The sequence below is a fragment of the uncultured Bacteroides sp. genome (assembly GCF_958445495.1).
Lineage (GTDB): Bacteria > Bacteroidota > Bacteroidia > Bacteroidales > Bacteroidaceae > Bacteroides.
On the sequence record NZ_CAUCSQ010000031.1, the window covers coordinates 1 to 24,335 of the forward strand.

General features: G+C 46.9%; 22 protein-coding genes. 13 read left to right on the forward strand and 9 right to left on the reverse strand.

All coding sequences use genetic code 11. The features are described 5' to 3' along the window. The first annotated feature begins 298 nt into the window (after positions 1-298). On the forward strand, positions 299-976 hold the full coding sequence (locus Q5076_RS11390; RefSeq protein ID WP_303013348.1) for a response regulator transcription factor: 678 nt from the start codon (positions 299-301) through the stop codon (positions 974-976). Between the two features lie 22 nt (positions 977-998). Continuing rightward, on the forward strand, positions 999-2,270 hold the full coding sequence (locus tag Q5076_RS11395) for a HAMP domain-containing sensor histidine kinase (RefSeq protein WP_303013350.1): 1,272 nt from the start codon (positions 999-1,001) through the stop codon (positions 2,268-2,270). An 84-nt stretch (positions 2,271-2,354) separates the two neighbouring features. On the opposite strand, the gene Q5076_RS11400 is transcribed toward Q5076_RS11395, so the two are convergent. Genes Q5076_RS11400 through Q5076_RS11410 form a run of 3 tightly spaced genes read right to left on the reverse strand, consistent with a single transcriptional unit; the run spans position 2,355 to position 5,202 of the window. Beyond that, positions 2,355-3,311, reverse strand: a complete 957-nt coding sequence (locus Q5076_RS11400; protein ID WP_303013435.1) for an ABC transporter permease — start codon at positions 3,309-3,311, stop codon at positions 2,355-2,357. Continuing rightward, a complete protein-coding gene (locus Q5076_RS11405; RefSeq protein WP_303013352.1) occupies positions 3,304-4,047 on the reverse strand; it encodes an ABC transporter ATP-binding protein in 744 nt (247 codons plus the stop codon). The genes Q5076_RS11400 and Q5076_RS11405 overlap by 8 nt, the downstream gene beginning before the upstream one ends. A 3-nt stretch (positions 4,048-4,050) precedes the next feature. Further along, the gene (locus Q5076_RS11410) at positions 4,051-5,202 is read right to left on the reverse strand and encodes an NEW3 domain-containing protein (RefSeq protein ID WP_303013353.1); all 1,152 of its coding nucleotides are present in this window, start codon (positions 5,200-5,202) and stop codon (positions 4,051-4,053) included. A 229-nt stretch (positions 5,203-5,431) separates the two neighbouring features. Between Q5076_RS11410 and Q5076_RS11415 the strand changes: the two genes are divergently transcribed. Together Q5076_RS11415 and Q5076_RS11420 are read left to right on the forward strand one after the other, a co-directional pair. Next, a complete protein-coding gene (locus Q5076_RS11415) occupies positions 5,432-5,869 on the forward strand; it encodes a PepSY-like domain-containing protein (RefSeq protein ID WP_303013355.1) in 438 nt (145 codons plus the stop codon). Positions 5,870-5,888: 19 nt separating this feature from the next. Beyond that, a complete protein-coding gene (locus tag Q5076_RS11420; RefSeq protein ID WP_303013358.1) occupies positions 5,889-6,794 on the forward strand; it encodes a PepSY-like domain-containing protein in 906 nt (301 codons plus the stop codon). Positions 6,795-7,009: 215 nt separating this feature from the next. Here the strand turns inward: Q5076_RS11420 and Q5076_RS11425 are convergent, their stop codons facing one another. Further along, positions 7,010-7,609, reverse strand: a complete 600-nt coding sequence (locus tag Q5076_RS11425; protein WP_303013360.1) for a hypothetical protein — start codon at positions 7,607-7,609, stop codon at positions 7,010-7,012. A gap of 234 nt (positions 7,610-7,843) precedes the next feature. Here Q5076_RS11425 and Q5076_RS11430 point away from each other — a divergent pair, with 234 nt between their 5' ends. Genes Q5076_RS11430 through Q5076_RS11440 form a run of 3 tightly spaced genes read left to right on the forward strand, consistent with a single transcriptional unit; the run spans position 7,844 to position 10,069 of the window. After that, entirely contained in the window at positions 7,844-8,758 is a 915-nt protein-coding gene (locus Q5076_RS11430; RefSeq protein ID WP_303013363.1) for a caspase family protein, read from the forward strand. Further along, positions 8,755-9,339: an RNA polymerase sigma factor gene (locus Q5076_RS11435; RefSeq protein ID WP_303013366.1), complete on the forward strand. Its 585-nt coding sequence runs from the start codon at positions 8,755-8,757 to the stop codon at positions 9,337-9,339. The genes Q5076_RS11430 and Q5076_RS11435 overlap by 4 nt, the downstream gene beginning before the upstream one ends. Beyond that, on the forward strand, positions 9,332-10,069 hold the full coding sequence (locus Q5076_RS11440; RefSeq protein ID WP_303013369.1) for a hypothetical protein: 738 nt from the start codon (positions 9,332-9,334) through the stop codon (positions 10,067-10,069). Before Q5076_RS11435 ends, Q5076_RS11440 begins: the two co-directional genes overlap by 8 nt. 81 nt (positions 10,070-10,150) lie before the next feature. Here Q5076_RS11440 and Q5076_RS11445 read toward each other — a convergent pair whose 3' ends face one another. The 4 genes from Q5076_RS11445 to Q5076_RS11460 all read right to left on the reverse strand — a co-directional run bounded on the left by Q5076_RS11445 (position 10,151) and on the right by Q5076_RS11460 (position 13,759). Beyond that, complete coding sequence (locus Q5076_RS11445; protein ID WP_303013371.1) at positions 10,151-11,047, reverse strand: hypothetical protein; 897 nt, start codon at positions 11,045-11,047, stop codon at positions 10,151-10,153. A gap of 25 nt (positions 11,048-11,072) precedes the next feature. Continuing rightward, positions 11,073-12,446, reverse strand: a complete 1,374-nt coding sequence (locus Q5076_RS11450; RefSeq protein ID WP_303013373.1) for a WG repeat-containing protein — start codon at positions 12,444-12,446, stop codon at positions 11,073-11,075. A gap of 19 nt (positions 12,447-12,465) precedes the next feature. Next, a complete protein-coding gene (locus Q5076_RS11455) occupies positions 12,466-12,936 on the reverse strand; it encodes a hypothetical protein (protein ID WP_303013375.1) in 471 nt (156 codons plus the stop codon). Between the two features lie 106 nt (positions 12,937-13,042). Further along, complete coding sequence (locus tag Q5076_RS11460) at positions 13,043-13,759, reverse strand: hypothetical protein (RefSeq protein WP_303013378.1); 717 nt, start codon at positions 13,757-13,759, stop codon at positions 13,043-13,045. A gap of 192 nt (positions 13,760-13,951) precedes the next feature. On the opposite strand from Q5076_RS11460, the gene Q5076_RS11465 reads away from it, so the two are divergent. Beyond that, entirely contained in the window at positions 13,952-16,348 is a 2,397-nt protein-coding gene (locus Q5076_RS11465; protein ID WP_303013379.1) for a CHAT domain-containing protein, read from the forward strand. 13 nt (positions 16,349-16,361) lie between these two features. Here Q5076_RS11465 and Q5076_RS11470 read toward each other — a convergent pair whose 3' ends face one another. Beyond that, on the reverse strand, positions 16,362-20,837 hold the full coding sequence (locus Q5076_RS11470; RefSeq protein ID WP_303013382.1) for a translocation/assembly module TamB domain-containing protein: 4,476 nt from the start codon (positions 20,835-20,837) through the stop codon (positions 16,362-16,364). 201 nt (positions 20,838-21,038) lie between these two features. On the opposite strand from Q5076_RS11470, the gene tsaD reads away from it, so the two are divergent. The 5 genes from tsaD to Q5076_RS11495 all read left to right on the forward strand — a co-directional run bounded on the left by tsaD (position 21,039) and on the right by Q5076_RS11495 (position 24,284). After that, the gene (gene tsaD, locus Q5076_RS11475) at positions 21,039-22,058 is read left to right on the forward strand and encodes a tRNA (adenosine(37)-N6)-threonylcarbamoyltransferase complex transferase subunit TsaD (protein WP_303013385.1); all 1,020 of its coding nucleotides are present in this window, start codon (positions 21,039-21,041) and stop codon (positions 22,056-22,058) included. A 225-nt stretch (positions 22,059-22,283) separates the two neighbouring features. Next, entirely contained in the window at positions 22,284-23,516 is a 1,233-nt protein-coding gene (locus tag Q5076_RS11480; RefSeq protein WP_303013387.1) for a competence/damage-inducible protein A, read from the forward strand. Between the two features lie 122 nt (positions 23,517-23,638). Beyond that, positions 23,639-23,899 carry a 50S ribosomal protein L28 gene (gene rpmB, locus Q5076_RS11485; protein ID WP_004295983.1) on the forward strand — a complete coding sequence of 87 codons (261 nt, stop codon included), beginning with the start codon at positions 23,639-23,641 and terminating at the stop codon, positions 23,897-23,899. A 21-nt stretch (positions 23,900-23,920) separates the two neighbouring features. Continuing rightward, positions 23,921-24,109: a 50S ribosomal protein L33 gene (gene rpmG / locus Q5076_RS11490; protein WP_002560155.1), complete on the forward strand. Its 189-nt coding sequence runs from the start codon at positions 23,921-23,923 to the stop codon at positions 24,107-24,109. A gap of 16 nt (positions 24,110-24,125) precedes the next feature. Next, positions 24,126-24,284: a DUF4295 domain-containing protein gene (locus Q5076_RS11495; protein WP_004295982.1), complete on the forward strand. Its 159-nt coding sequence runs from the start codon at positions 24,126-24,128 to the stop codon at positions 24,282-24,284. Positions 24,285-24,335 lie beyond the last annotated feature (51 nt).

Sequence of the window (24,335 nt, forward strand, 5' to 3'; positions counted from 1 at the left end):
TATTACGGGATAATGTTTAACATGTCCAACTTTTTGGGGTCACTTCAAAATAGAAAAACGGGACAGCCTTCCTTATAATCTATAAGCTATAACATAAAAATCCCCGCTATCTTAGCCTTCATTCATCATCATACAAGGCAGAAATAGGGGGATTTTAACTTTTAAAGTTTCAATCCGTAAGCTTTCCGGCTTTCAATTTCCAGTTTGGGACCGCCTCTTTTTTTTATTCATTTCAGTTTTATTTCAGAAATATCCGCTTTCTTTGCAGTATGTAAAAGAAAAAGAGGAGAAGAGCAATATGAAGATATTAATTGTAGAAGACGAACCGTCTTTGCGGGAACTTATCCAGCGTTCGCTTGAGAAAGAGCGCTATGTGGTGGAAACGGCCGGTGACTTCAACGCTGCGCTACGCAAGATTGAAGATTATGATTACGATTGCATCCTGTTGGACATAATGCTTCCTGACGGAAGCGGGCTCGACCTGCTTGAACGCCTGAAAACCCTCCATAAACGGGAGAACGTCATCATCATCTCCGCAAAAGATTCCCTAGAAGACAAAGTATTGGGGCTGGAACTGGGAGCGGATGACTATTTGCCCAAACCTTTCCATCTGGCGGAGTTGAACGCCCGCATAAAAAGCGTTATCCGCCGTAACCAACATGGCGGAGAAATCGATATCCGGCAGGGGAACGTGCGGATAGAGCCGGATAAATACCATGTTTTTGTAAACGGGCAGCCGTTGGAGCTGAACAGGAAAGAATACGATATTTTATTATACTTCATCAACCGTCCCGGCCGTCTGGTCAATAAAAATACGCTGGCGGAATCCGTGTGGGGAGACCACATCGACCAGGTAGACAATTTCGACTTTATTTACGCCCAAATCAAGAACCTGCGTAAGAAATTGAAAGATGCAGGGGCGGATATCGAGATTAAAGCGGTTTACGGATTCGGTTATAAATTGATTGTCGAATGAAAAAGACGGAAAACCATCATCCATGAAATTAATATATTACATCATACTCCGCATCACATTGGCCCTGACCCTTATACTGACAGTATGGGCAATCTTTTTCTATGTGACGATGATTGACGAGGTTAATGATGAAGTAGATGATGCGCTGGAGGACTATTCGGAGACGATTATCATCCGTGCATTGGCGGGAGAGGAGTTACCTGCCAAGAACAACGGGTCCAACAACCAGTATTACCTGACGGAAGTGTCTGAAGAATATGCCGAGAGCCGTGACGATATCCAGTATAAGGACTCTATGGTCTATATCGTGGAAAAAGGGGAAACGGAACCGGCGCGTATCCTGACTACCATCTTTAAAAACGATGAAGACCGCTATTATGAATTGACGGTATCTACGCCGAGCATAGAAAAGAATGATTTGAGAGACGCTATCCAGATATGGATTATTTTCCTATACGTATCTCTCCTGCTTTGCATTGTCATCATATCCGTCTGGGTTTTTTATCGCAATATGCGCCCCTTGTACGTTCTTCTTCACTGGCTGGATAACTATCAGACCGGAAAGAAAAACGAACCGTTGAAAAATAAGACCCGGATTACGGAATTCCGTAAACTGAACGACGCGGCAATACGCTATGCCGAACGTACCGAACAAATGTTCGAACAGCAGAAACAGTTCATCGGCAATGCCTCGCATGAAATACAAACGCCGCTTGCCATCTGCCGGAACCGTCTGGAAATGCTGATGGAAGACGAATCCCTGTCTGAAAGCCAGCTTGAAGAACTGATGAAAACACACCAGACACTGGAATACATCACCAAACTGAACAAATCCCTGTTGTTGCTTTCCAAAATAGATAACGGACAGTTTACAGACACCAGGGAGCTGAACCTGAACGTACTGCTCGGGCAATACCTGGAAGATTATAAAGAAGTTTACGATTACCGCAATATAAAAGTTGACATTGCGGAACATGCCGAGTTCCGTGTCACGATGAATGAATCTTTAGCCGTCGCCCTGCTGACAAACCTTTTGAAGAATGCGTTCGTGCACAATATAGACGAAGGGCATATCCGTATCGTCATTACCTCCGGCAGCATCACTTTCCGGAATTCCGGAATAGACCGGCCGCTGGACAAAGAACATATCTTCGAGCGTTTTTATCAGGGGAACAAGAAAGAAGGGTCTACCGGATTGGGGCTGGCGATAGCCGATTCCATCTGCCGGCTGCAACACCTGAAAATACGGTATTTCTTTGAACAGGAAGAACATTGCTTCGAAATCTCCAAGTGAGAACTTTCCACAGTAAAAAAATAACACTGAATCCTTGTGGAACAAACCAGAAGATTCAGTGTTATTTTATAACGGGAATTTCGGCTACCGGGAACGGATTTCCCTTCTCATGAACATGATATACGAGATTGCGAAACAGATAACCGTTGCCGCAATCAGTCCCGTAAGCTGCGGCCATACCACCAAGAGGCTCTGCCCCAACGGAAGCGGACTCGGAATAGCTCCCTGGACCTGTTCCATCGTAAGCGGTCCCAAGCTTCTGACAGAAGGCATCAGCAATGTCGTAGTGGCTTCATTGAACAGCTCGCTCGGCGCCAGGCGCATCAATCCGAGAATGAACTTCTGGTAGCTGATAATCTGGTAAGGCGAAGCCATTTGCGACGGGCTCAACCCTTTTGCCACCAGATTGACAATCATTGTATAAAATACGCTGAAAAACAGCCAGACGGCAACAGACGCCAATGCGGAAGTTGCAGCCTGACGGAAACGCAGCGAGAATAAAATCGCCAGGTTCAACCAGAAAGCGACGTAAAAGACGCTTGTCACAATGAAGAAAACAATTCGCCAGAATTCCTCGGCCGTAGGGGGGATGCCGATGGCAATCAACCCGAATCCCATGACCAGGAAACCCAATACGAACAGCATGATGCCGATAACAATCAGAGCAGCCACAAATTTTGCATTGATAATGCAGTCACGGTGTATGGGCTGTGACAACATGCGGCTCAACGTTCCTTTATTCTGTTCGGAATTGACCGCATCGAACCCCAAAGCGATTCCCAACAAAGGACCAAGGAAGTTGATGAACAGCACAAACGAAGGAAGTGTCCCGTCCGAAGCCGTGAATAACTTCAAAAAGAGAAACGAGCCGTCCGGATCGTTCGGTTTGACGGCTTCGCCGATATTGGTAAGAGCCGTATATAGCGACCCCATACAAGTCAGTGCGATGATACCGATTAAAATAATGAAACGCCAACTTTTGACATGGTCGGAGATTTCCTTGTTGACGATAACCCAGAAAGGATGATTGACTTTACTCATGCCGTTCTCCTCCTTCCTCAAAATAACGGTTATAGATATCGGACAATTCCTGTTTTTTGTCTTTCAGTTCTGCCATATCGATTAAAGCAAGTAATTTTCCGCCGCTGAACAACCCCACCCGGTCACATACTTTCTGTACCTGGTCTAAATGATGGGAAGAAAAGAGTACGGTAAGCCCTTTCTCTTTGCTCAGCCAATGAATCAGTTCTATAAATTCCTGAACTCCCGCAGGGTCGATGCCGGAAGTAGGCTCGTCCAGAATGATAATCTCCGGATTTTTGACAAGTACATCCGCCAGTCCCAACCGTTGCCTCATTCCGCGGGAATACTTCCCGGTTTTTTTCTTCAACTGGCCTTCGAGTCCTACGCGCTTCAACAGCTCCATCCCTTTCTCTTCGGCCTCCTTATCCGGAATGCCGTTCAACCGTGCTGTATATACCAGATTCTCCAATCCTGTCATATCATCATAGAATCCTACATCTTCGGGCAAATAGCCGATTTTCCTCTTTACTTCGATAGGATGCGTGGTCGAATTGATACCGCATATCTCAACGGAACCCGATGTCGGCTCCGTCAATCCCAGCATCATCAAAATCGTGGTCGACTTTCCGGCACCGTTCGGCCCCAGCAGTCCGAAGATTTCCCCTTTCCGGATATTCAGGCGAATATGATCTACAGCAGTAAAATTACCGTATTGTTTAGTCAAATCGGTAAGTACGATCACTTGTTCGCCCATGATTTACCTCCTTCCATATTTACGGAACAGATAGTAGACAACACCGATGGCAACAGCGATAATCAAAACACCTACCCATCCCCATATCATCGGAGTTTTGACGGCGATTCTGAATTGTGCGTCGGCATTCACCTCAGGCGTTTTCGCCATCATGGTAGTCACGTAATCGCCCGGAAGCGCTTTTTTAGAAGCTTTCAACGTAGCAGTCACCGTTGATGTCTCTCCGGCTTTCAGCGCCTCTATCTTTGAAGGCTCGAAAGTGACTTCCCAGTCTACGGGTTTGTTGGCAGACAACTGAATATCTTTCAGCAGTGACGACCCCGTGTTTTTCACGACCAGTTCAATCCGTTTCACGTCTCCGGCAGTCACGTCGGCGCTCAACAATCCTCTCGGCGTAGTCAATTCCATCTGGTAAGAACCGGTGACAACCACTTCCAGTTCCAACTCCGCCGAAGTGGTTCCCGTAGCGGCACGTACCGGAATCTTATAACTGCCGGCTTCCACATTGGCGGGAGGAGTAATGTCGATACTGACATTCTGGCTGCCGTTGGCTTCCACCTGCGCGGAAGTAGCCTGTTTATAATTAGGTTTGAAAACGACATTCCAGCCTCTCGGCGCGTTAGCCATCAAAGCATACAGTTGCTGGTCGGCTGTCTGGTTTTTCAAAGTAGTGCTAAAAGTAAAAGTAGACTTGGAGTTGCCCTCCATATTGGGCTGGTCGGTTGTGAATTCTGTCTGGTAAGTCCCTTTCTGGGCAACCACGATGTCCAGCGGCAGTTTCGCATCTCCGGCATATACGGTGAAATGATAATTTCCCTTATTCACCTTCAACGGGACCTCGACTTTCAGATTAAATGTCTTTTTTTCTTTGGGAAGCACGGACAACTGGCTAAGGCTCCATCCTCCGGACTTCATCTCATGTTTCCAACTACCGGACAGTCCGCTAACGGAAAGATTGGCGTTTGTCAGTTTGTCGGTGTTGTTGATAAGGTCGATACTGTAATCGATAGATGCTCCCGGCGATACGGAAATTTTGGTGTAAGGAGTGTAGAGAATCACGCTTTCAGGAATGGAATCATTTGCGTGTACGTAGCGCACGGGGATTAGTCCCAATAGAATAGCTAATAATAAAAAACAATTTGTTCTCATAGTCATACAAAAGTTCTGATGGTTATTTAATATGAATATTGTCAAATTCGTGCTTGCAAAAATAAGCGATGCGAATATTAGTAGCTGTTAAAAGAATCAAAAGAATACAACTAGGAAAATTTTTCTTCATTTTTTCCGTTTTTCTCCGAAATTCCCAAATCTTTTCAGATTCTCCCTTCATCTTTGCAATGTGAAATTAATGATAACAGTAAAAACAAGATTAAAAAAGACGATTATGAAAAAGTTAGTATTCTTATTAGTATGCCTATTTACTTTGCAGACAGTAGCACGTGCGGACGACGATAAACCGATTCAGGTCAGCCAGATGCCGCAACCGGCACAACAGTTCATCAAACAGCATTTTGCAGACAGCAAGATTGCTCTGGCAAAAATGGAAAGCGACTTCTTTTATAAAAGCTATGAAGTGATTTTCACCAATGGCGACAAAGTGGAATTCGACAAGAAAGGAAGATGGGAAGAAGTGAACTGCAAATATAGTTCCGTACCCGTCGCCATAATTCCCGCAGCCATCCTGAATTATGTGACGACCAACTATCCTGACGTCAAGGTTCAGAAAATCGAACGTGACAAGAAAGAATATGAAGTAAAGCTTTCCAACCGTACGGAACTGAAATTCGACCTGAAATTCAATTTAATCGATATCGATAACTAAACCTCTAAAAACAATAATTATGAAAACGAAAATCTATACGCTGATACTTGTATTGTGCGCCGCATGGAACCTACAAAGTTGTGACAACGACGATAATGATTCGATTGCTGTTCCCGCCGAACTGCAGAATGCGTTCTCATCCAGGTATCCCAATGCGGCAAATGTGAAATGGGAAGCTAAAGCGGGTTATTACGTAGCGGATTTTTATGACGGCTATGAATCGTCCGCATGGTTCACCCAAAACGGGAAATGGCAGATGACGGAAACGGACATTCCTTACAATGCATTGCCGCAAGCCGTAAAGACCTCTTTTGAAACCGGCGAGTACGCCTCATGGAGAGTAGATGACGTGGACAAGCTGGAACGGGCGGATGTCGAGACCATGTATGTCATTGAGGTAGAAGACCGGAACCGGGAAATCGATTTGTATTATTCCGAAGAAGGGGTACTGGTCAAAAACGTTGTGGATACGGACGGCGACAAGGATGGGGAGTATCTGCCCGAACAGAATGTCCGGCTGACGGAAGCGATGAGAAATTTCATCGATACCCGATATCCCGGAGCCAAACTGATGGAGATAGACATAGAAGATGACGGTCCGAACAGAGGTTTTACGGAAGTGGATATCGTGCATTTCGACAATGACCTCGGACGCAATGTGTCCAAAGAAATCCTTTTCGACAGGAACGGCGAATGGTATTCCACCTCATGGGACGTACGTAAAGGAGAACTGCCTGCAGGTGTATCGGAAACGATAGATACCCAAATCAACACGATATATATAGGATACCGTTTTGACGATGCAGAACGCATTGAGAATGCCGACAGTAAATATTACCGTATCGAACTGGAAGCGAATGACAGGGAGGCCGTCCTGATGATAGCGGACAACGGAGAACTTATTTCCGGCCCGAACCGGAATTAAAAGAATGCAACCCGAACGGGAAACCGGAAGTTGAAAATCTTATGGATGAAAACTTCATTACAGGATAAATCCCCTTGTTCTTGCCCCCTATATTGTGATAAACAGGGCTGAAACAAGGGGATTATTCCGTTTCAACTTATAAGTTATAACTAAAACTGCCTCATTATCTTTATCCGATTCTTTATCTAAAGCTGTTCCGACTCGTTTGCGCCTGTCTATTTCATGACATTTTTCGTTACGAACATCTCCCTTAACTTCTCATTCTTTACATCAACAAATACCCGTTCTATCGGTATCCTGTGTTTTTCTCCCCGTTTGCCGGTAATGCAATATACCTCCATCAGCGAAGCGGGGACCACCACCGAAAGAGTCCTGCGGATTATCGAGCATATCTCATAAATCCGGTTATTGACGGGTTCTACCAGATTCTCCAGGCTACGCCTGATTTTTCCCGCTTCCGTATTTTTCTCCAATGCCACAATCTGATAAATTTCATATAGTTCCTGCACATAATTATACATGCTTTTAAATTCGAGCCCCTCCTCATGAATCAAAAAGAAAATGAATACGGTTTTAGGAAGATAGGGCATCTTCACTTCCACGGATGAATATTCGGGTAAAAAAATCCTTCCCTCTTTATCGATTACAATACGGCTTATTTTCTCTTTGTCATTACTTGTATCATTTGTTTCCTTTTGCACTACCGAACCAAGAATCTTCATAATATCCTCGTCGGTTGAAAAATCATTGTTTTCCAATAACTCCAATAAGATTCTTTTTGCCGTATGGTAGGATATACTCAATTTATCACTCATGTTTCATGTACTTATGTTGGACAAAAATAAGTTAAATAACAGTTATACGTTATCCGACACAAGGTTGTCAGTCAAAATTAACGAACCTTGTTTTGAATCGCTATAACAAACGGTCAACGGCATTCCTCGTAAAAACAAGGTTTGCCTGTTACCTTTTTATACCGGAAAAATGAAAAAGGTAACAAGCCGGAATTAAAAAAAATAATCTATTTTTGCAGAACATACGAAAATGAGATGATTAAACGTTATTCATTACTATTGTTATTCAGCCTTGAAATCATGTCTGCGGCGCGGGCGCAGACGAACCGGGCGCTTGTGGTGACAATCGGACAGTATCCGCGACATAGCGGGTGGGAACGGATTCATGCCGAAAACGATGAGGAGCTGGTGAAACGGATGTTGATGAAATATCAATACCTTCCCCGGCATATCGTCTGCCTTTCCGATTCGGAAGCCACGAAAGAAAACGTAACGGAAGCTATCGCCCGGTTGCATGCCGACGTCTGTCCGGGAGACTACATATACCTGCACTTCTCATGCCACGGACAGCAGATGATGGATGATAACGGCGATGAAGATGACGGACTCGACGAATCTATCGTTTTGTATGACGCTCTTTTCTGGTATATTCCCGGAAAATACGAAGGAGAAAATCATTTACGCGATGACGAACTGGGGGAATGGATAGATAAAATAAGAGAGAAAGCCGGCGAATCCGGACAAGTAATGGTGGTTATAGATGCTTGCCACAGCGGGACAGCCAACAGGGAAAATGAAGAGGAAGACTACATACGCGGGACAAATGCCGTCTTCGCACCTAAAGGATATGTCCCCAAACCCGGCGAACATCAGGAAAGGAGCCGGCTCTTGTTGCCCAAACGGGGATTTTCCCCCGCTATGGTATTCAGCGCTTGCCTGCCGGAAGAAATAAACTATGAATACTACGATATGCGACAAAAGAAATATTTCGGCAAGCTGACCTTTTTCCTGTGGGAGATTATAGAACAGGCGAATAATAACATCGGTATCAATGATTTGACGAGCAGGCTCAAATCAAAAATCTACCATACCCGCAGACGCCAGACCCCTTATATGGAATGCACTTCCGGCAATATGACGGTAAAAACAGGAACGACGAAGAAGCGATGAAAATACTGTTCGGTCACCGGTTTGGAAAAGAGCGTCTTGCCGACGCAAAAGAGATAAGCCGTTTGTATGAATTATACAAATCCCCGTTCATCTCTTTCGCCTTAAAATACTATCCCGTCAAAGAAGAAACGGCGGAAGACATTTATCAGGAAAGCTTTACGATTATGTTCCGGAATGTACGCGACGGCAAATACCGGGACAGGCAGGCGTCTTTGAAAACCTATCTGTTTGAAATCGGAAAACATCGGATATGCACCCACTTAGCCAAAAACAAATTGGAATTTGTCCCGATTCAGACATTGTCGTCCGAATGGGCGGAGGAAAACTACAATACGGAAGAATGGACGGAAGCACAGAATATCGTGAACCAAATGATAGAGGAAGCGGACGATACCTGCAACCGGATACTGAAACTTTTTTATTGGGAACGGCTGAAAATGGAAGAAATAGCCAGGCAGTTGAATTACAAATCGGAACAGGTCGCGAAAAACAAGAAAAGTTCCTGCCTGCGCCGTTTCACTTTTGAACTGAAAAAGAGGTTGGAATTAGTCGGAATTAAATGGAAAGAGAAAAATGGATAAAGAACAGATGGAGATACGGGCAGACCGTTTTATCAATAATGAAATGGAACCTGGCGAACGATATGCGTTTTGCCGGGAAATGGAACAGGACAAGGCGCTCAAAGAATATGTCGCTTACAGGAAACTATTGATAGAAGGAGAATTGATAGCAGCCGAACAGGAGGCCAGAAAAGCGATGGAACAAGCTTTTTCCGGACACGGGAAACTGCGTTGGAAAAGCGTGGCGGCCTGCATCCTCATCCTGTTAATCGCCGGAGGAGGAATATGGGGATATTCATACCGGTATGGTACGGAGGATATCGGCAATGCCTTTTCTTTTATCCCTTCCATCGAGCGTCCTAGGGGTGGCAGCGGACTGTCCGGAGAAGTGTCGGACATAAATGATGCGATTATCGCAGCGTATGACAAAGGGGAGTTTGAAAGCGCCGCCGGTGCTTTTCAGAAGGCTTCTCCTGAAATTGCCGGACAACTACCCGTTTACAGTTCTTTATACGCTGCCGTCTCGTTTATGAAAACCGGCGAGCCGCAAAAAGCAACGGCAGTCCTGTCCCGTTTGCCCGGTTCCGAATATGAAGAGGAAAGGGAATGGTTATTGCTCTGCAGTTACCTGCAGGCGGGCATGCGCGGGAAAGCGGCAGAAACGGCACAGAAGATAGCGGAAGAAAAGGGGAGCTATGCGGACGAAGCGCAGAAGATAGCGAAGGCGTTGAAAGAGAGAAAGTGGTTTTAATATACGGTCAGGCGCCGGTATCGCGATATTATTGGGAGATTGGCAATGAAAACCAAATCATTGCCAATCTTTCGGTAATGTCTAATCATTTCTTCTGACTTTCATTTCCATACCCGATAAAATCATGCTCCAACCCTGGAACACAAACCACAGGGCAACCAAAGAAAGGATTTTTTCTACAATGCCCAACCCCGGTATTATGCCTGTTATGGCGGAAATAAGAAGAATAATCATGCTCGTACGCAGTTTCCCGGCGCCGTTTTGCCCTTCGTCGCCTATTGCCGACGAACCTTTCAGCGCTCCGTATCCCATAAACTCAAAGATGAAAGCGAGAATAGCCAGGATACCTCCCACAATGCCGCCGATTAACGGAATCCATCCTATAACCACACCGGCCAGTCCGAGAATGACAGCTATCTTCAATTTGGAGACACCCTGCTCGCCCGCCGAGTCCAGCGCCGGCTTGATAGTGCCGAGCCCCATCCAATACATGATTAGCCCTATAACAGCGGCTACACCGGTCATGAACGTATCTCCGATACCGTTGTAGACATGCAGCAATATCGCCAGCAGGATGAGGTAAGCTCCCTGTGTCCCCCTGTTTGCCCATTCAATGCCTACGCTGTTTTTGCACAAGTAGACAGCAACCAGCAAAGCAATGAGGGCAATGTAATCCAGCCAGGAAGGTATTCCGGGAATCAATGACAACAAAACCAAAATCATGCCCGCAACTGCCGTCGCCAGAAAAGCCGTAGGAAGCTGTTGCTGTTTGGCTTGTGCTTCCTTATAGAAATAATAGAAAGCCGTTCCGCCGCCGATAAGTCCTATTGCTTTGCAACAGAAGGCCGTAATGTCAAAATTAAACCCGATTAATGCAGAAATAATACTTCCCAGATTAAACTCCGGCAAGACCGTCAGTAACAAGAGCAATAAGCAAAATTGTAGCTGAAGGAATTTTTTTACACTTTTAGTTTCCATAAAATAATAATGTTAAGTCATCAACTTAAAATTCTGATTCTACAAACTCAATGACATATTCCCCTTTACGATTGATATACCCGAAACGGTTATCGTATTCGCAAGGCGCATAATTGCCGTCGAACATGGCACTGACACCATTGAGCAGAGTATCTCCAAGCGGTGACACCCAAGCTGTCTTCCGGGTATATACATCATATACATACAATCCGTTTTCTCCCCAGAGCGCATGGGCATTCTGCGTACTTTTTCCATCCGGGACCGGAGGAACGGGAACCTGGACATCCTCTGCAAACCTCGATACGAACCGCAGTTTTTTATCCATCACATAATAATTCACATGATTATTCGAAGATATGGCAATCCATGCATAACCATCGTGATACTCGGACGCCTTGACAAAAGGCTTGCTTACTATTTTCCCCGTCTTGTCAATATAGAAAAACTCTTCGTTTTTATTCTTTATGGGAGCAAGCCCGTCGCAGAATGACCCCGGACGGATACTGAATATGGGGTCAATCTCGAATTCACCCGCCAAATCGATGTATCCCCACTTTTTCGTACCGTTCTCATCCATGACGGAAACCAGTGCCAGGCTGTCGCTGAACTCGGCGGCGTCTTCAAATTGCTGCGGAATAATGATTCCTCCCGACTCATTGCGGTATCCCCACTTTTTTCTCCGGTAGTCATAAAAAGCGGACAGCCCGTAACGTGACGGACGGACTTCTTTCAGCGATTCCATCGTAGAAGCGCTGGGCAAATCCTTGAAAACCCGTTTCCCTTTCGTGTTGATATAAATGTTGTAATAATCATAACTTTTATATCCGGTCTTGCTCGGATATCCTTTGAGGATTGCGGCTACGCCATCCACAAAATCGGTCACTTTAAGTACTTGAGCCAGTTCACAAACCGTTTCCCCTTTTTTATTAATGATACGGGCGGTATTCTTGGAGTTGTTCAATGAAATGATTACCCCGTGGTTGAATTTCGGAATCGTCCCGTAGCCGACCGGATGATTGAACAGCCTGTTGCCTAAAGTGTCGATGAAAAATCCTCCTTGTTTGCCTCCGGTCTTGACATAAGCGACACCTTCGGAAAAACCGCTCATCACCGGCCTTTTATTTTCGAGCGTAATCAGGCGGGTACTAGCTGTCCGGTGAGGGACAGCCTTACTTGCCGATTCGGTTTTATAGGTGGCTATACGTATCCGGTTGGCAGAGGCGGCCTTTTCCGTCTTCACCTCTGCAGCGGCCCGTGACTCATTGCCGGAAGAAGTCCCCAGCTCTTTGTCCACTTTCTCCAGTACCTTTCCCAGTTTCTTAAAAAACTGCGCATTCGCGTCAGACGGAAAACACCAGACAAGCATAACGGCCCAAACAAATAAAACAAATCTTCTCATACCGTGTTTCCTGTATCGGTTACATATCCGGGCCTACCTGGTCTACAAGCCATTTCCCGTCCTGCTGTTCGAGCAATACTTTCATGTTGTATTTGGAAGGGCTGCTGATATATTTCACCAACTTGCCGCTACTGCCCATTTCACTTACCTGGGAGCGGGTATAGGTCGTGGATTTCAACTGTTCACGCATTTTCCTGATGCCCCGGTCATTTTTCATCTGTTCCTCGATAGCCATGTCTTCGGTCAGGCGTTTATTGCATCTGGCAGTCGTGTACGGCAATAGTTTCCCGCGTTCGTTAGTCCTGAAACACTCTACGGCAAAGTCCGCCAGTTTCAACGGGTCTTCCGTCAGCGAAGCTTCTTCCGCCTGTTTGACATCCGTCACTTCTTCCGTCCCTTCTCCGGTTCCGTTCGTCTTTGATTTTGAAGGCCCGCATGCCACCAGCGATACGGCCAATAAACAATAAGCCAGTTTGATTAATTTATTCATACTGTTTTCTTTAAATTGACAGGCTCTACCATCGGTTTATAATGTCATGCACACCGGGACGAGAGCCTTTTACATCCCGGTACACAACTTGTTTTTTTACAGGTTACTACCTTAGGTGCGACCAGAAACGAACCCTCTGGCTGTATCCGATACCGTTGTCGGTGATGATATACACGCGCCCGTAATAATAGGCCCTCGAATAAGAATTCGGGTCTTGCTGTTCGGCCCTGTATTTTATCGTAAAGCGTGTCATGTCCTGGTTCAGCGAGCTGAAATTGCATACTATCCGTTCGCTGTTCTCTATATCCGGCATGAAATCGTCGCTGATATTCCCCTTGTCGATAATTCTGCAGTAACCTATCTCTTTAATTTCTCCTCCTCCGAGGTCTTTAATCATCACATCAAACTCGTCCTGCATAGTCACTTGAAGGATACTCAGTTCGGGCACTCCGGCAAGCGTGGTGAAAGAGACTGTCTCACCCGTTACCGTAGTCGAACGGTTTTGGGCAAATCCTTTGGCATAATAAGTCGTTCCGCCTTTCAGATTCGTAAGCTCTATCCGGAAATTGCCGTTTATATCACGTTCGGCAATCACCTTTTTATCCGCGTCGGTCGGTTCCCGGTTCGTCTCGCTCCAGTAGATTCCGCACTCCGGGATATCTGTCCCGTCCTCCGTCTCCGGCACGGTTCCATTGATTACAACACTCTTACGCTCGATATCCGATACGGTAATGGTAGGAAGAGCCGTTTCTTCATCTTCCGAACAGGCATACAAAAAAGGCATGGCGCAAAAAGCCCATAAAGCATACATCGTTTTCATCATTATTATATTTATTTTAAAAATATCAGCAAATATACAATCTTCAACAATGGCATTTCATTTCACACAAGGTTGTTCCATCAAAAAACTTTACCTTGTTTTTCCCTTCACTCCTTTAATACGGAAAAATGGGAAAAGGTAACCGGAACAATGAAAAAAAACTTATTTTTGCCGATATAATCAGCCTGCATCACGATGAAATATTTACTGGCCTTTCTATTCGCCCTCACTGCCGTTGCCGAAACAGCGGCGCAATCTCCCGCACAGACCCGGTCATGGACAGAAGAAGGCATGGAACGAATCCGCCGTCTGGAGACCTCAATCGGAGACAGCCTGAAATATGCATCCGAATTATTTTCCACGGCGCAATATTGCAAATCGCTCGGAATGTACCGGCAAAGCAAAGAACTGGCGGAACTTTCCGTACGAATCCTGGAGGAGAAATTAAAGACGACCCCGAAGGAAGCCGCTTATCCCATACATAAAGAGCTGGCGTATGCCTATACGTTTTTAAGCGACCTGTCCGTTTTCCGGAAGAATGTATTGCTGCCCGGAGGAATGTTGGAGAAACTTGCCGCCACAAACCATACGCTTGCCGTCATTTCGGAAAGCATGGGACTGTTAATGAAAGCGATGGACACAAACGATAGCAGGCTGTACCGGCAGGCGGAGAAGATGCAGAAAGACTTGCCGGACAACTGGGATGCGGAATCTGTTTACCATTGGGAACAGAACGACCTCAACTCTGCCGTCAAACTGCTGGAAGAGAGACTGGAAAAACACGAAGATACGCCAGAGACCGCCGCTTCCATAAGGCTTCGCCTGAAAATGCTGTCTCTTCTGAACGACTCCACGCCTGCAGCGGCGGAACAATGCATGGACATAGCGGAAAAGACGTATCGCCCGGCAAGCGTTTCACAAGTGCTCGGTATGCAAAGGCTGCCCGAATGTTTCCTGGTCTTCAGGACCTGCGCGCAAATTTACGCGCAATCCCGGCAACCGGAAAAGGCTTTGGAGACCTACAACAAGATGCTAGAATACCTGTATTCGCTAATGGAAGAAGACCTTCCTTATCTATTCCCTTCCGAACGGAGTGTTTTATGGGACATTGTACAGACATATTATAACGACATGCAACGTTTTGCCTGCCAAAACATGCGGATGCCCGGAATTGCGGAATTCCTGTACGACAGCAATTTATTGAAAAAAGAACTGTTTACGACCGTTCCGCTCCGGCAGCAAGAGCTTTCCATGCCGGAACAGGATAGATACTGCATGGAAATACGGCAAGAGATTGACAGCATCCGCTTTTCGGAAAGCTCTTTCAAAAAAGGAAGGGGCAGAGATTACGTCCGAAGGTTGCGGAACGAGATAACGGTCAGAAACCTGGAACGGGCATTGGGAGCCTATCTGAAAGAGAAACATAAAAACCGGGCTGTCCGGCGTCGCGGGTGGAAAGAAATCGCCGCCTGCCTGTCTCCGGAAGAAGCTGTTGCGGAAATCATCAGCCTGCCCGTCTCACCGGATTTCCTGAATAAGGAATACTGGGCGGTCGTCTTTACCTCTAATGACACGGTTCCCCACATCACCTCATTATGTACATACCTTGAACTGCCTTACCTTATCGTAGACAAACGGGAGGCTTACAACAGACTCTGGACGCCGATAGGAAAACTGGCGGGCGGATGTTCGCACATCTATCTGTCTCTGGACGGGAACCTGAACACGATACCGTTTGCCCGGCTATTTGACGGCAAGCAGTATGTGTGCGAGAAATATGTCCTGCACCACCTGTCTTATACCGGCGACATACCCGCGATAAAGAAACGTCAAGAGAGCCGCAAAGACATTTCCAGGGATATCATCCTTTTCGGGGGAGCGGAATTCAACCTGCCTCCCGACAGCGTCTACGGAGAGAAAAGAGGGCAGGGGTTCGCCTATTTGCCGGGAACGGTTATTGAAATAGACAGCATCAGCCGCCTGCTGTCCGCCTCCAACCGGTGGAATATCCATAAATATACAGGCCGGGAAGCCAATGAAACAGCTTTCAGAAAACTGTCTCGCCGGCCTTTCTCCTCCGCCGTGCTTCACATCGCCACGCACGGGTTCAACCTTCCTTACAATGATACCATCCAAAGCCCCGCAATTGTCTGTAAAGGAGAAAGCGGCCATCAAGACCCGCTTATGCGTACAGGTTTTCTTTTGTCCGGCGCCAACGAAGCCTGGACGGAACATCGCCCTGCCGGCGGAAAGGAAGACGGCATCCTGACGGCGCTGGAAATATCTTCCCTTGACCTTTCCCGCATCGAGCTGGCCGTACTTTCATCCTGCTATTCGGCGGAAGGAGAGATTGAGGAAGCGGAAGGAGTATTCGGATTGCGGCGGGCTTTCCGTCTGGCAGGCGTCGAGTCCATGCTTGTCAGCCTGTGGGAAGTAGGAGATAAAGCCACCGTCGAACTGATGACGGACTTCTACCGGTTCTGGCAGACAGGAATGGGCAAGCAAGAGGCTTTCACCTGCGCCCAGAGAAACATGATACGCAAATACCCCCATAATATCCGGGACTGGAGCGGGTTTATGCTGATAGAATAAACGGGCGGAACCGTTATTGGCGCAACCGCTTTCTTTCTACGGACGGCTGCTGCCAAGTGGTCTCTTCTCCGCCGCTGCCGGGTATGCTGTCTGCCGGTTGTTCTTCCGCTTTCTTTTCAGCTTCTTCCCGCTTGCGTTTATGAAACCACTTGTTCCAGAAGAAAAGCTCGCTCCATTTATTGAAGTCTTTTTTATACATGATACCCACACCCTGGGTTGTAAGGTTGGTTTTCGTATAATAGCGGTCATTGGTTTCGTTATATGCTTTCAGGCGGATATCCCCCGAACGGTTTATCAGCCATTCCGCTTCAAAGTCTCCTACGAAATTGGTGTTTGCCATCGGATTGTCCCGGTAGCCGAAATTCCCGTTAATCAAAAGCCGGTTGTTCAATAACTGGCCGGACAAGATGCCTTCCACCTCCATATCCGTCCACCCTTTCTCACCGGTACTCAGATTCGTCCCGATATTCCAGTTGTTCGTTTCAAAAACCTGCGACAAGGCATTGTTCAACTGTCCGGACAGGGTGGAGGAGAGCACCGACGACATCACATTGGAATTCTGGTTGTTGTTCCGGGCGTCTTCCGTATAGAATTTGCCAATTCCCAGCAAATAAAGAATCTGCATGTTCATCTGTTCCTCCGTACTGATATAGTTGCGCACCAACGTCTGCACTTCATCCCGTTCATTCGGCAGTTCAATCCCCAGTTTGATGGTAGGGCGCACCAGCATTCCGCTCAGGTTCATGATGCAGTTCACCTTCACATTCGGTTGCTGTATGATAGCCGCCGACGCTTCGTCCGGAATTAGGTCATTCAACGAAGCCGAGTTTACCGTATAAGAGGCCTGGATGTCCAGGTTCGCGTCCAGGGGAGCGCCGTTGAAGGTAATCGTACTTCCGTTTTTGATAATAAAGTCTTTACGGATAACTTCCTGCAGGCTGAATTTATATACTCCCTGGTTAATCTGGTAGTTACCGAACATTTTTACGTCTCCCTTATTATAAAATTCCGTGCGGATGTTTCCCGTACCCTTACCGCTGATGTAGTCTCCCGCAATGGGGTCCATGATGATTTTCATCGTCGCGTCGGGAGTGGCGTCAACAAGAATATTCAGGTGTATGTCGGTCTTTTGCTCCTCTTCGGCCTCTTGGCGTTTCTGCTGCAACTGCTCGTAATAGGAAATGACCTGCACGGAATCCTGGATGGTGCGGCGGGGCGTTTTATCGACGAACTTGATAAACTGGTTACTTGTGGCGGACGCGACACTGCCGTTGATATAGGTGAAAGTCGTGTTCCGGTTCGTCGTCATGGCTACGTTTACGTCCAGTCCCTGCACGGCATTTCCGGCAAGCAGCGCATTTCCCGTACCGTACACGGTTCCATAGAAAGGAATGTCCGTCGATTCTTTCGTATTCATCACAAGCATATTGTCTGCCTGTATCTCAAAACGGTAATTCAGATTCTTGAAATGCTGGAAATGCAGATACCCGTTCATCCTCCCCGAATGCCCTTCCATGTCAGAAATATAGATATTATTGAAGGTCAGTCCGGTGGGAGCCAGGCGGATGGTGTCCTTTACGGCAAAATAGGTATTTAAAATATCGAACTTCATCGAGGCGTCCGTCATGACCGCGCCGTCCAGGTTCAATCCTTTAAACTTGCCGTAGAAATGCACCTTTCCGGTTCCCCGTCCTTTAATGTCGTTCGCAATGGACTTCATGTAATGCTCCAGAAACTTCAAGTTCAATTCATTTGCCTCTATATTCAGGTCGAGCCCGCTTTCCGGTTTGAGGGGATAGATGATGCCGGTCACGCGGGAAGGGGCGGGGGCTATATCCTTAATGGAGGCATCCAGGCGAATCCCCCTGTTCTCATTATCCCACTCGCCATAGATATCCAAATCTCCCAAACGGCCTTGATTGAGCGAGAAGTTCTTGATAAACAGGCGGGTATTCATCACGGGCTTTTTCAATACGCCGCATGCGTAAGCCGTCCCCGTCGCATCTCCCTCAAAATTCACGTCATCGGAAATACTTGCGATATCAAACACATATCCCATGTTGATGTCCTTCAAATCAATCTTCACGCTGTCTTCCGGATTGTCGGAAAGACGGCCGTTAATGCGCACATAGCGGTCCTGATGGCTGAAATAGAAGTTGTTCACATCCACCTTGCCCGAGTCCACCACTACCTGCGAAGGGTGTATCTGCCAAAGGGTGTCGTTCAGGATGATGTCCGTCGGCTTCACGTCCACCATCGCTTTCAACAAAGGCTTCTCGCCTTCGGTACGCAGAAATTTGGCCACGGCCGCCAATTGCCCGCTATATGTCACCGCCGCGCTATTTCCCCAGTTCAGCGTCGTACTGACATTGTCTTCCTTCGCCTGTGCATCCAGGGAGAGGTTTACCGTCCCTTTCTTTCTCAAACTAGTCAAACGGACCCGCGCACGGACATAGTCCGACGGAGTCTCGCACAAAACCATGCCCGATTCGATGTAATTGTCCTTATACTGGAAACGGGGGAAATATCCCTCTATCCTCAAACGCCGCAAAGGGTCGTTGAAATATCCCTTTATCGTGGAATGGGTATAGACAGTCAAGGGAATATTAAAGATTGTAGTCAGAATGTCCGTATTGTACAAATTGATGTCGAACTGGAAGTTATTATGCGTCTCTATCGGCTTCTTAGGCGGCAATATCAGAGACGGGACGTATTTTCTCATGGTATTCAGGATGCTGGCAGGCAATGTGTGATACTGGAACTTGCCTTTCACCGTCGCTGTCATGAACTCCGAAACCAGCCTTAACCGGTTTTCATCATCCTGTCTGGTGGCGCGGATATTCATGTTATTCATGAAATACTGCTTGTCCGGAGTCGCAAATTCCAAACTGTCCACATTTATCTCACCAATCATTTCATCCACGGAACCACCCGTGAAATTGGCTCTCAACTTCAAGGAGAATTCCGCATCCGGATACTTCGACGTAAGATTTAAATCGTGCGGCCGTATTTTATGGACGGCAGCCTGGAAATTAAAGGTAGGGATTTCGGAAGAGACATTGACGTCTCCGTTCAAATAGATTGAACCGTTCGGGTCGTCCAATGCCACTTTCCCGTTAAATCCTCCTTGCTTATATTCCCCGTCCAGGGTAATGTTCTCATATTTATACTTGCTGTAATCCACGGAAGATATCAGGCCTTTCAGCTCCACAACGGGAAGCTGGCCGGATACGTGCTGTCCGTGCACATCCAGATTGAAGGTGATTTCCCCCAACCGCCCGTTCGCCAACAGTTCTCCCAGCTTATAGTCGGTTGTTTCGACAGCTCCCGAATAAGCGAACAAGCCTTTGCTTTTGTCCGAACTCAGCTTCAAGTCCATTTTAATGTTCCCCAAATCGGTATGCAACCGGCCGTAGGTTACCAAATCCGTGAAATAACCGGATATGTCTCCCTGGAAACTGACTCCTCCCAGACGTTCGAGAATGGGGGGGACTCCTTTATAGTCGTGGCTCAAATTACGGAGCAGAAAACTGATGCCGGGAGCGCTGGCGGTCAGCTCGGACAGGGTGCCGTACACATACGTATTCTGCGGATGCGACAAATCCTGAAGCGACATGTCGCCTTTCAGACGGAACTGGCGTTCGTCGGCCGTTATCTCCAGGCGCGAACAGGTCAGTTGGTCCACAGTGCCTTTTACCTCCATATCCAGCGTAATCGGCTCTGTGAAATGCGACAACGCCGGCACAAAAGGAGAAATCTCCTTCAACGTGATTTGCGACGGCAACGTGCGGAACGAGAAGCGGACCTGCTCCGTGAAGCGGTTGAAGGCTTTCAGGCTGTCATATGTCAGATGGATTGTGTCCAGCTTCAGCGATGTTTCAGGCAGCTCGACGGTGAAATTATCGACGTTCATCCGCTTGCTGTTCGCAACCAGTTTCAGGCTCATCTTCTTCAAGGAAAAGCCGGACGCCTTCTCGTCGAGACTCAAACGTTTGATGCCCAGGTTCACGGAATCTTTGTTCAACGCCTTCAACGATATGCTGGCTATGATGTTCTGGAGCTGGATATGCCTGGCATTGAACTTTCCCGGTGTCTCCTCTTCGGAAAGCACGTGATATGACATGCGGCCGCGGCGAATCAGGATGGAATTAATCCGCAGGTCTAACGAATTTTCTTTCTTTACCGTATCTTTGGAAGCGAAAGCGTCTAATACGAACTTGAAATTGGGCGGAGAGTCCGGCGTGTCTTTCCGGAGACTGATGTTGAAACCGAATAGCTGGACACTGCTGATGGAAATCTTCCCTTCGAAGAAAGGCATGATGTCGAACGTTGCGGACAGGCGGGTGATTTTGAGCATTTCCCGGCCGCTCCGGTCGTCGAGCAACACATCGTCGATAATGATGCGGTTCAACAGCCCCATATAAATCCTGCCCACCGTGACGCGGGTGTTCAGGGCCTCGGAAAGTTTTTCGGCTACAAATACGCTCATGGCTTGCTGAACATCCGGTATATTCAACAAAACAATAGTCCCGATATATACTCCCAGTACAATACCGACTATCCAGCGTACAGTCTTTTTCAGCGTTCTGATAAGCGATAACTTTTATTTTGCGAACAAAAATATAAAATAGTTCGTTATGAATCGTAGTTTTATGATTACTTTTGCACCGTTTTAAATAGTTTATTACTTATGAGTGCAATAATATTAGGAATCGAGTCTTCCTGTGATGATACGTCGGCAGCCGTTATCAAGGATGGGTATCTGCTGTCGAATGTAGTGTCGAGCCAGGCTGTACATGAGGCATACGGCGGAGTAGTACCGGAACTGGCTTCACGGGCGCATCAGCAAAACATTGTCCCTGTGGTGCATGAAGCGCTGAAACGCGCCGGCGTAACCAAAGAAGAGTTAAGCGCAGTGGCTTTCACGCGTGGGCCGGGCCTGATGGGGTCGTTGCTTGTCGGCGTCTCTTTCGCCAAAGGGTTCGCCCGTTCTCTGAACATTCCGTTGATTGATGTCAACCATCTGAACGGACACGTTTTAGCTCATTTTATTAAAGCGGAAGGAGAAGAGAACAAACAGCCTGTTTTTCCATTCCTGTGCTTGCTGGTGTCCGGTGGCAACTCGCAAATCATCCTGGTGAAAGCCTATAACGACATGGAGATTCTGGGACAGACCATCGACGATGCCGCAGGGGAAGCGATTGACAAATGCTCTAAAGTAATGGGGCTCGGTTATCCGGGCGGACCGATTATCGATAAGCTGGCCCGGCAGGGGAATCCGAAAGCTTTTACATTCAGCAAGCCTCATATCCCCGGACTGGACTACAGTTTCAGCGGATTGAAAACGTCTTTCCTCTACTCGTTGCGTGACTGGCTGAAAGAGGATTCCGATTTCATAGAGCACCATAAAGCGGACTTGGCAGCGTCGCTGGAGGCGACAATCGTGGAAATCCTGATGGACAAGTTGCGGAAAGCGGCTAAAGAATACAAAATCAAGGAAGTGGCCGTAGCGGGAGGAGTCTCTGCCAACAACGGATTGCGCAACGCTTTCCGGGAACACGCCGAAAAATACGGCTGGAACATTTATATCCCTAAATTCAGCTATACTACCGACAACGCCGCGATGATTGCCATCACCGGGTATTTCAAGTATCTGGATAAGGATTTCTGTTCCATCGCTCTTCCGGCTTATTCCCGCGTCACGTTGTAGCCATATCGCGCGCAACGAGCCGTACCGCCGTATGAAACAGGCGGTTTTACCGCACGAAACACTAGTTTCTACTGCACGAAACTTTTGGTTTCACCGTATGAAACTAAATATTCAACAGGTTGAAAATAAAGTTTCGACAGTATGAAACTGATGTATCGTCCGCTCGAAAATACACGGGTTATGCCGAAGCATATACCTTATATATAATAGAAATTCAAAGAAACCATGTTTGCTGAAATTATTACCATCGGCGACGAATTGTTGATTGGACAGGTCGTTGATACCAATTCCGCCTGGATGGGGCAGGAATTGAACAAAATAGGTATTGAGGTTCTCCGCATCGTTTCAATCCGCGACCGGGAAGAGGAGATTACGGAAGCGGTTGACAACGCGATGAAAAGGGTGGATATCGTCCTGGTGACCGGAGGGCTGGGCCCCACCAAAGACGACATTACCAAACAGACGTTATGCAAATACTTTCATACGGGACTGGTATTCAACGAAGAAGTCTTTGAGAACGTGAAGCGGGTATTGGCCGGGAAAATACCGATGAACGCCCTGAACAGGAGCCAGGCGATGGTTCCTGAAGGCTGCACGGTAATCAATAATCCGGTAGGAAGCGCTCCCGTAAGCTGGTTTGAAAGGGAAGGGAAGGTGCTTGTCTCCATGCCGGGGGTTCCGCAGGAGATGAAGGCGGTAATGACGGAATCGGTATTGCCCGGATTACAGAGGAAGTTCCGGACAGATGTCATCATGCACCGGACGTTCCTCGTGCAGCATTATCCGGAATCCGTATTGGCGGAAAAACTGGAGCCGTGGGAAACCGCACTTCCGGAAAGCATAAAACTGGCGTATCTGCCCAAACTGGGGATTATCCGCCTGAGGCTGACGGGACGCGGGCAAGTGAAAGAAGAGGTTGAAGCGCTTCTCGACCGGGAGAAGGCCGGATTGGAAGAAATACTCGGTGAGGACATTTTCTGCGAAGAGGATATTCCGGTCGAAACGATTGTCGGCGAGCTCCTGAAAAAGAAGAATTTAACCGTATCCACCGCAGAAAGCTGCACGGGAGGAAGCATCGCCGCCCGGCTGACTTCCATCGCCGGAAGTTCCGGATATTTCAAAGGAAGCATAGTGGCGTATTCCAATGAGGTAAAAACCGGGCTTCTGCACGTCTCTTCCGAAACATTGGAAAAACACGGGGCGGTGAGCGAAGAAACCGTTGTCGAAATGGTGAAAGGCGCGATGAAAGCGCTGAAAACAGATTGTGCGGTCGCTACCTCAGGAATAGCCGGGCCCGGAGGGGGCAGCCCGGAAAAACCGGTAGGGACAGTTTGGATAGCTGCCGGTTATAAAAACGAAATCCGTACTTACAGGCAGGAAACAAACCGCGGAAGAGCCATGAATATCGAAAGGGCCGGCAATAATGCCTTGCTAATGCTGCGAGATTTGCTCAAATAAGGGAAAATTGGTGTCAGAAAGTGAATTATTTTATGAAATTCTTGTTTTATACGGATAAAAGTGCTTACTTTGCGTCCTGTTTGAAAGAAGTATAGATATAAAACTATAAAAATAAGATAGAAATGTCGAAGATTTGTCAAATTACCGGAAAGAAAGCCATGATTGGCAACAATGTTTCACACTCAAAGAGAAGAACTAAAAGAACCTTTGATTTGAACTTGTTTAACAAAAAGTTCTATTATGTAGAACAAGATTGTTGGATCAGCCTTAGCATTTGTGCTAACGGGTTGCGTATTATCAACAAAAAAGGACTGGATGCTGCGCTGACTGAAGCAGTGGCTAAAGGTTATTGTGATTGGAAAAGCATTAAAGTAATCGGCTAAACGTAGAGGAGAAAACTTACAATGGCAAAGAAAGCAAAAGGTAACAGAGTACAAGTGATTCTGGAATGTACAGAACACAAAGACAGTGGAATGCCGGGAACATCTCGTTATATCACAACTAAGAACAGAAAGAATACTACAGAAAGACTTGAGTTGAAAAAATACAACCCGATTCTGAAGAGAGTAACAGTACACAAGGAAATTAAATAATAAAGTAGTATAACCCATGGCAAAGAAAACAGTAGCAAGTTTGCACGAAGGTTCTAAAGAAGGTCGTGCTTATACCAAGGTTATCAAAATGGTAAAATCTCCGAAAACTGGAGCATACGTTTTTGATGAACAAATGGTTCCTAATGAAAAAGTACAAGACTTTTTCAAAAAATAATCGAAATAGCATATACGCTATAACTGCAAAATCCTCTCATTGGCGAACAAT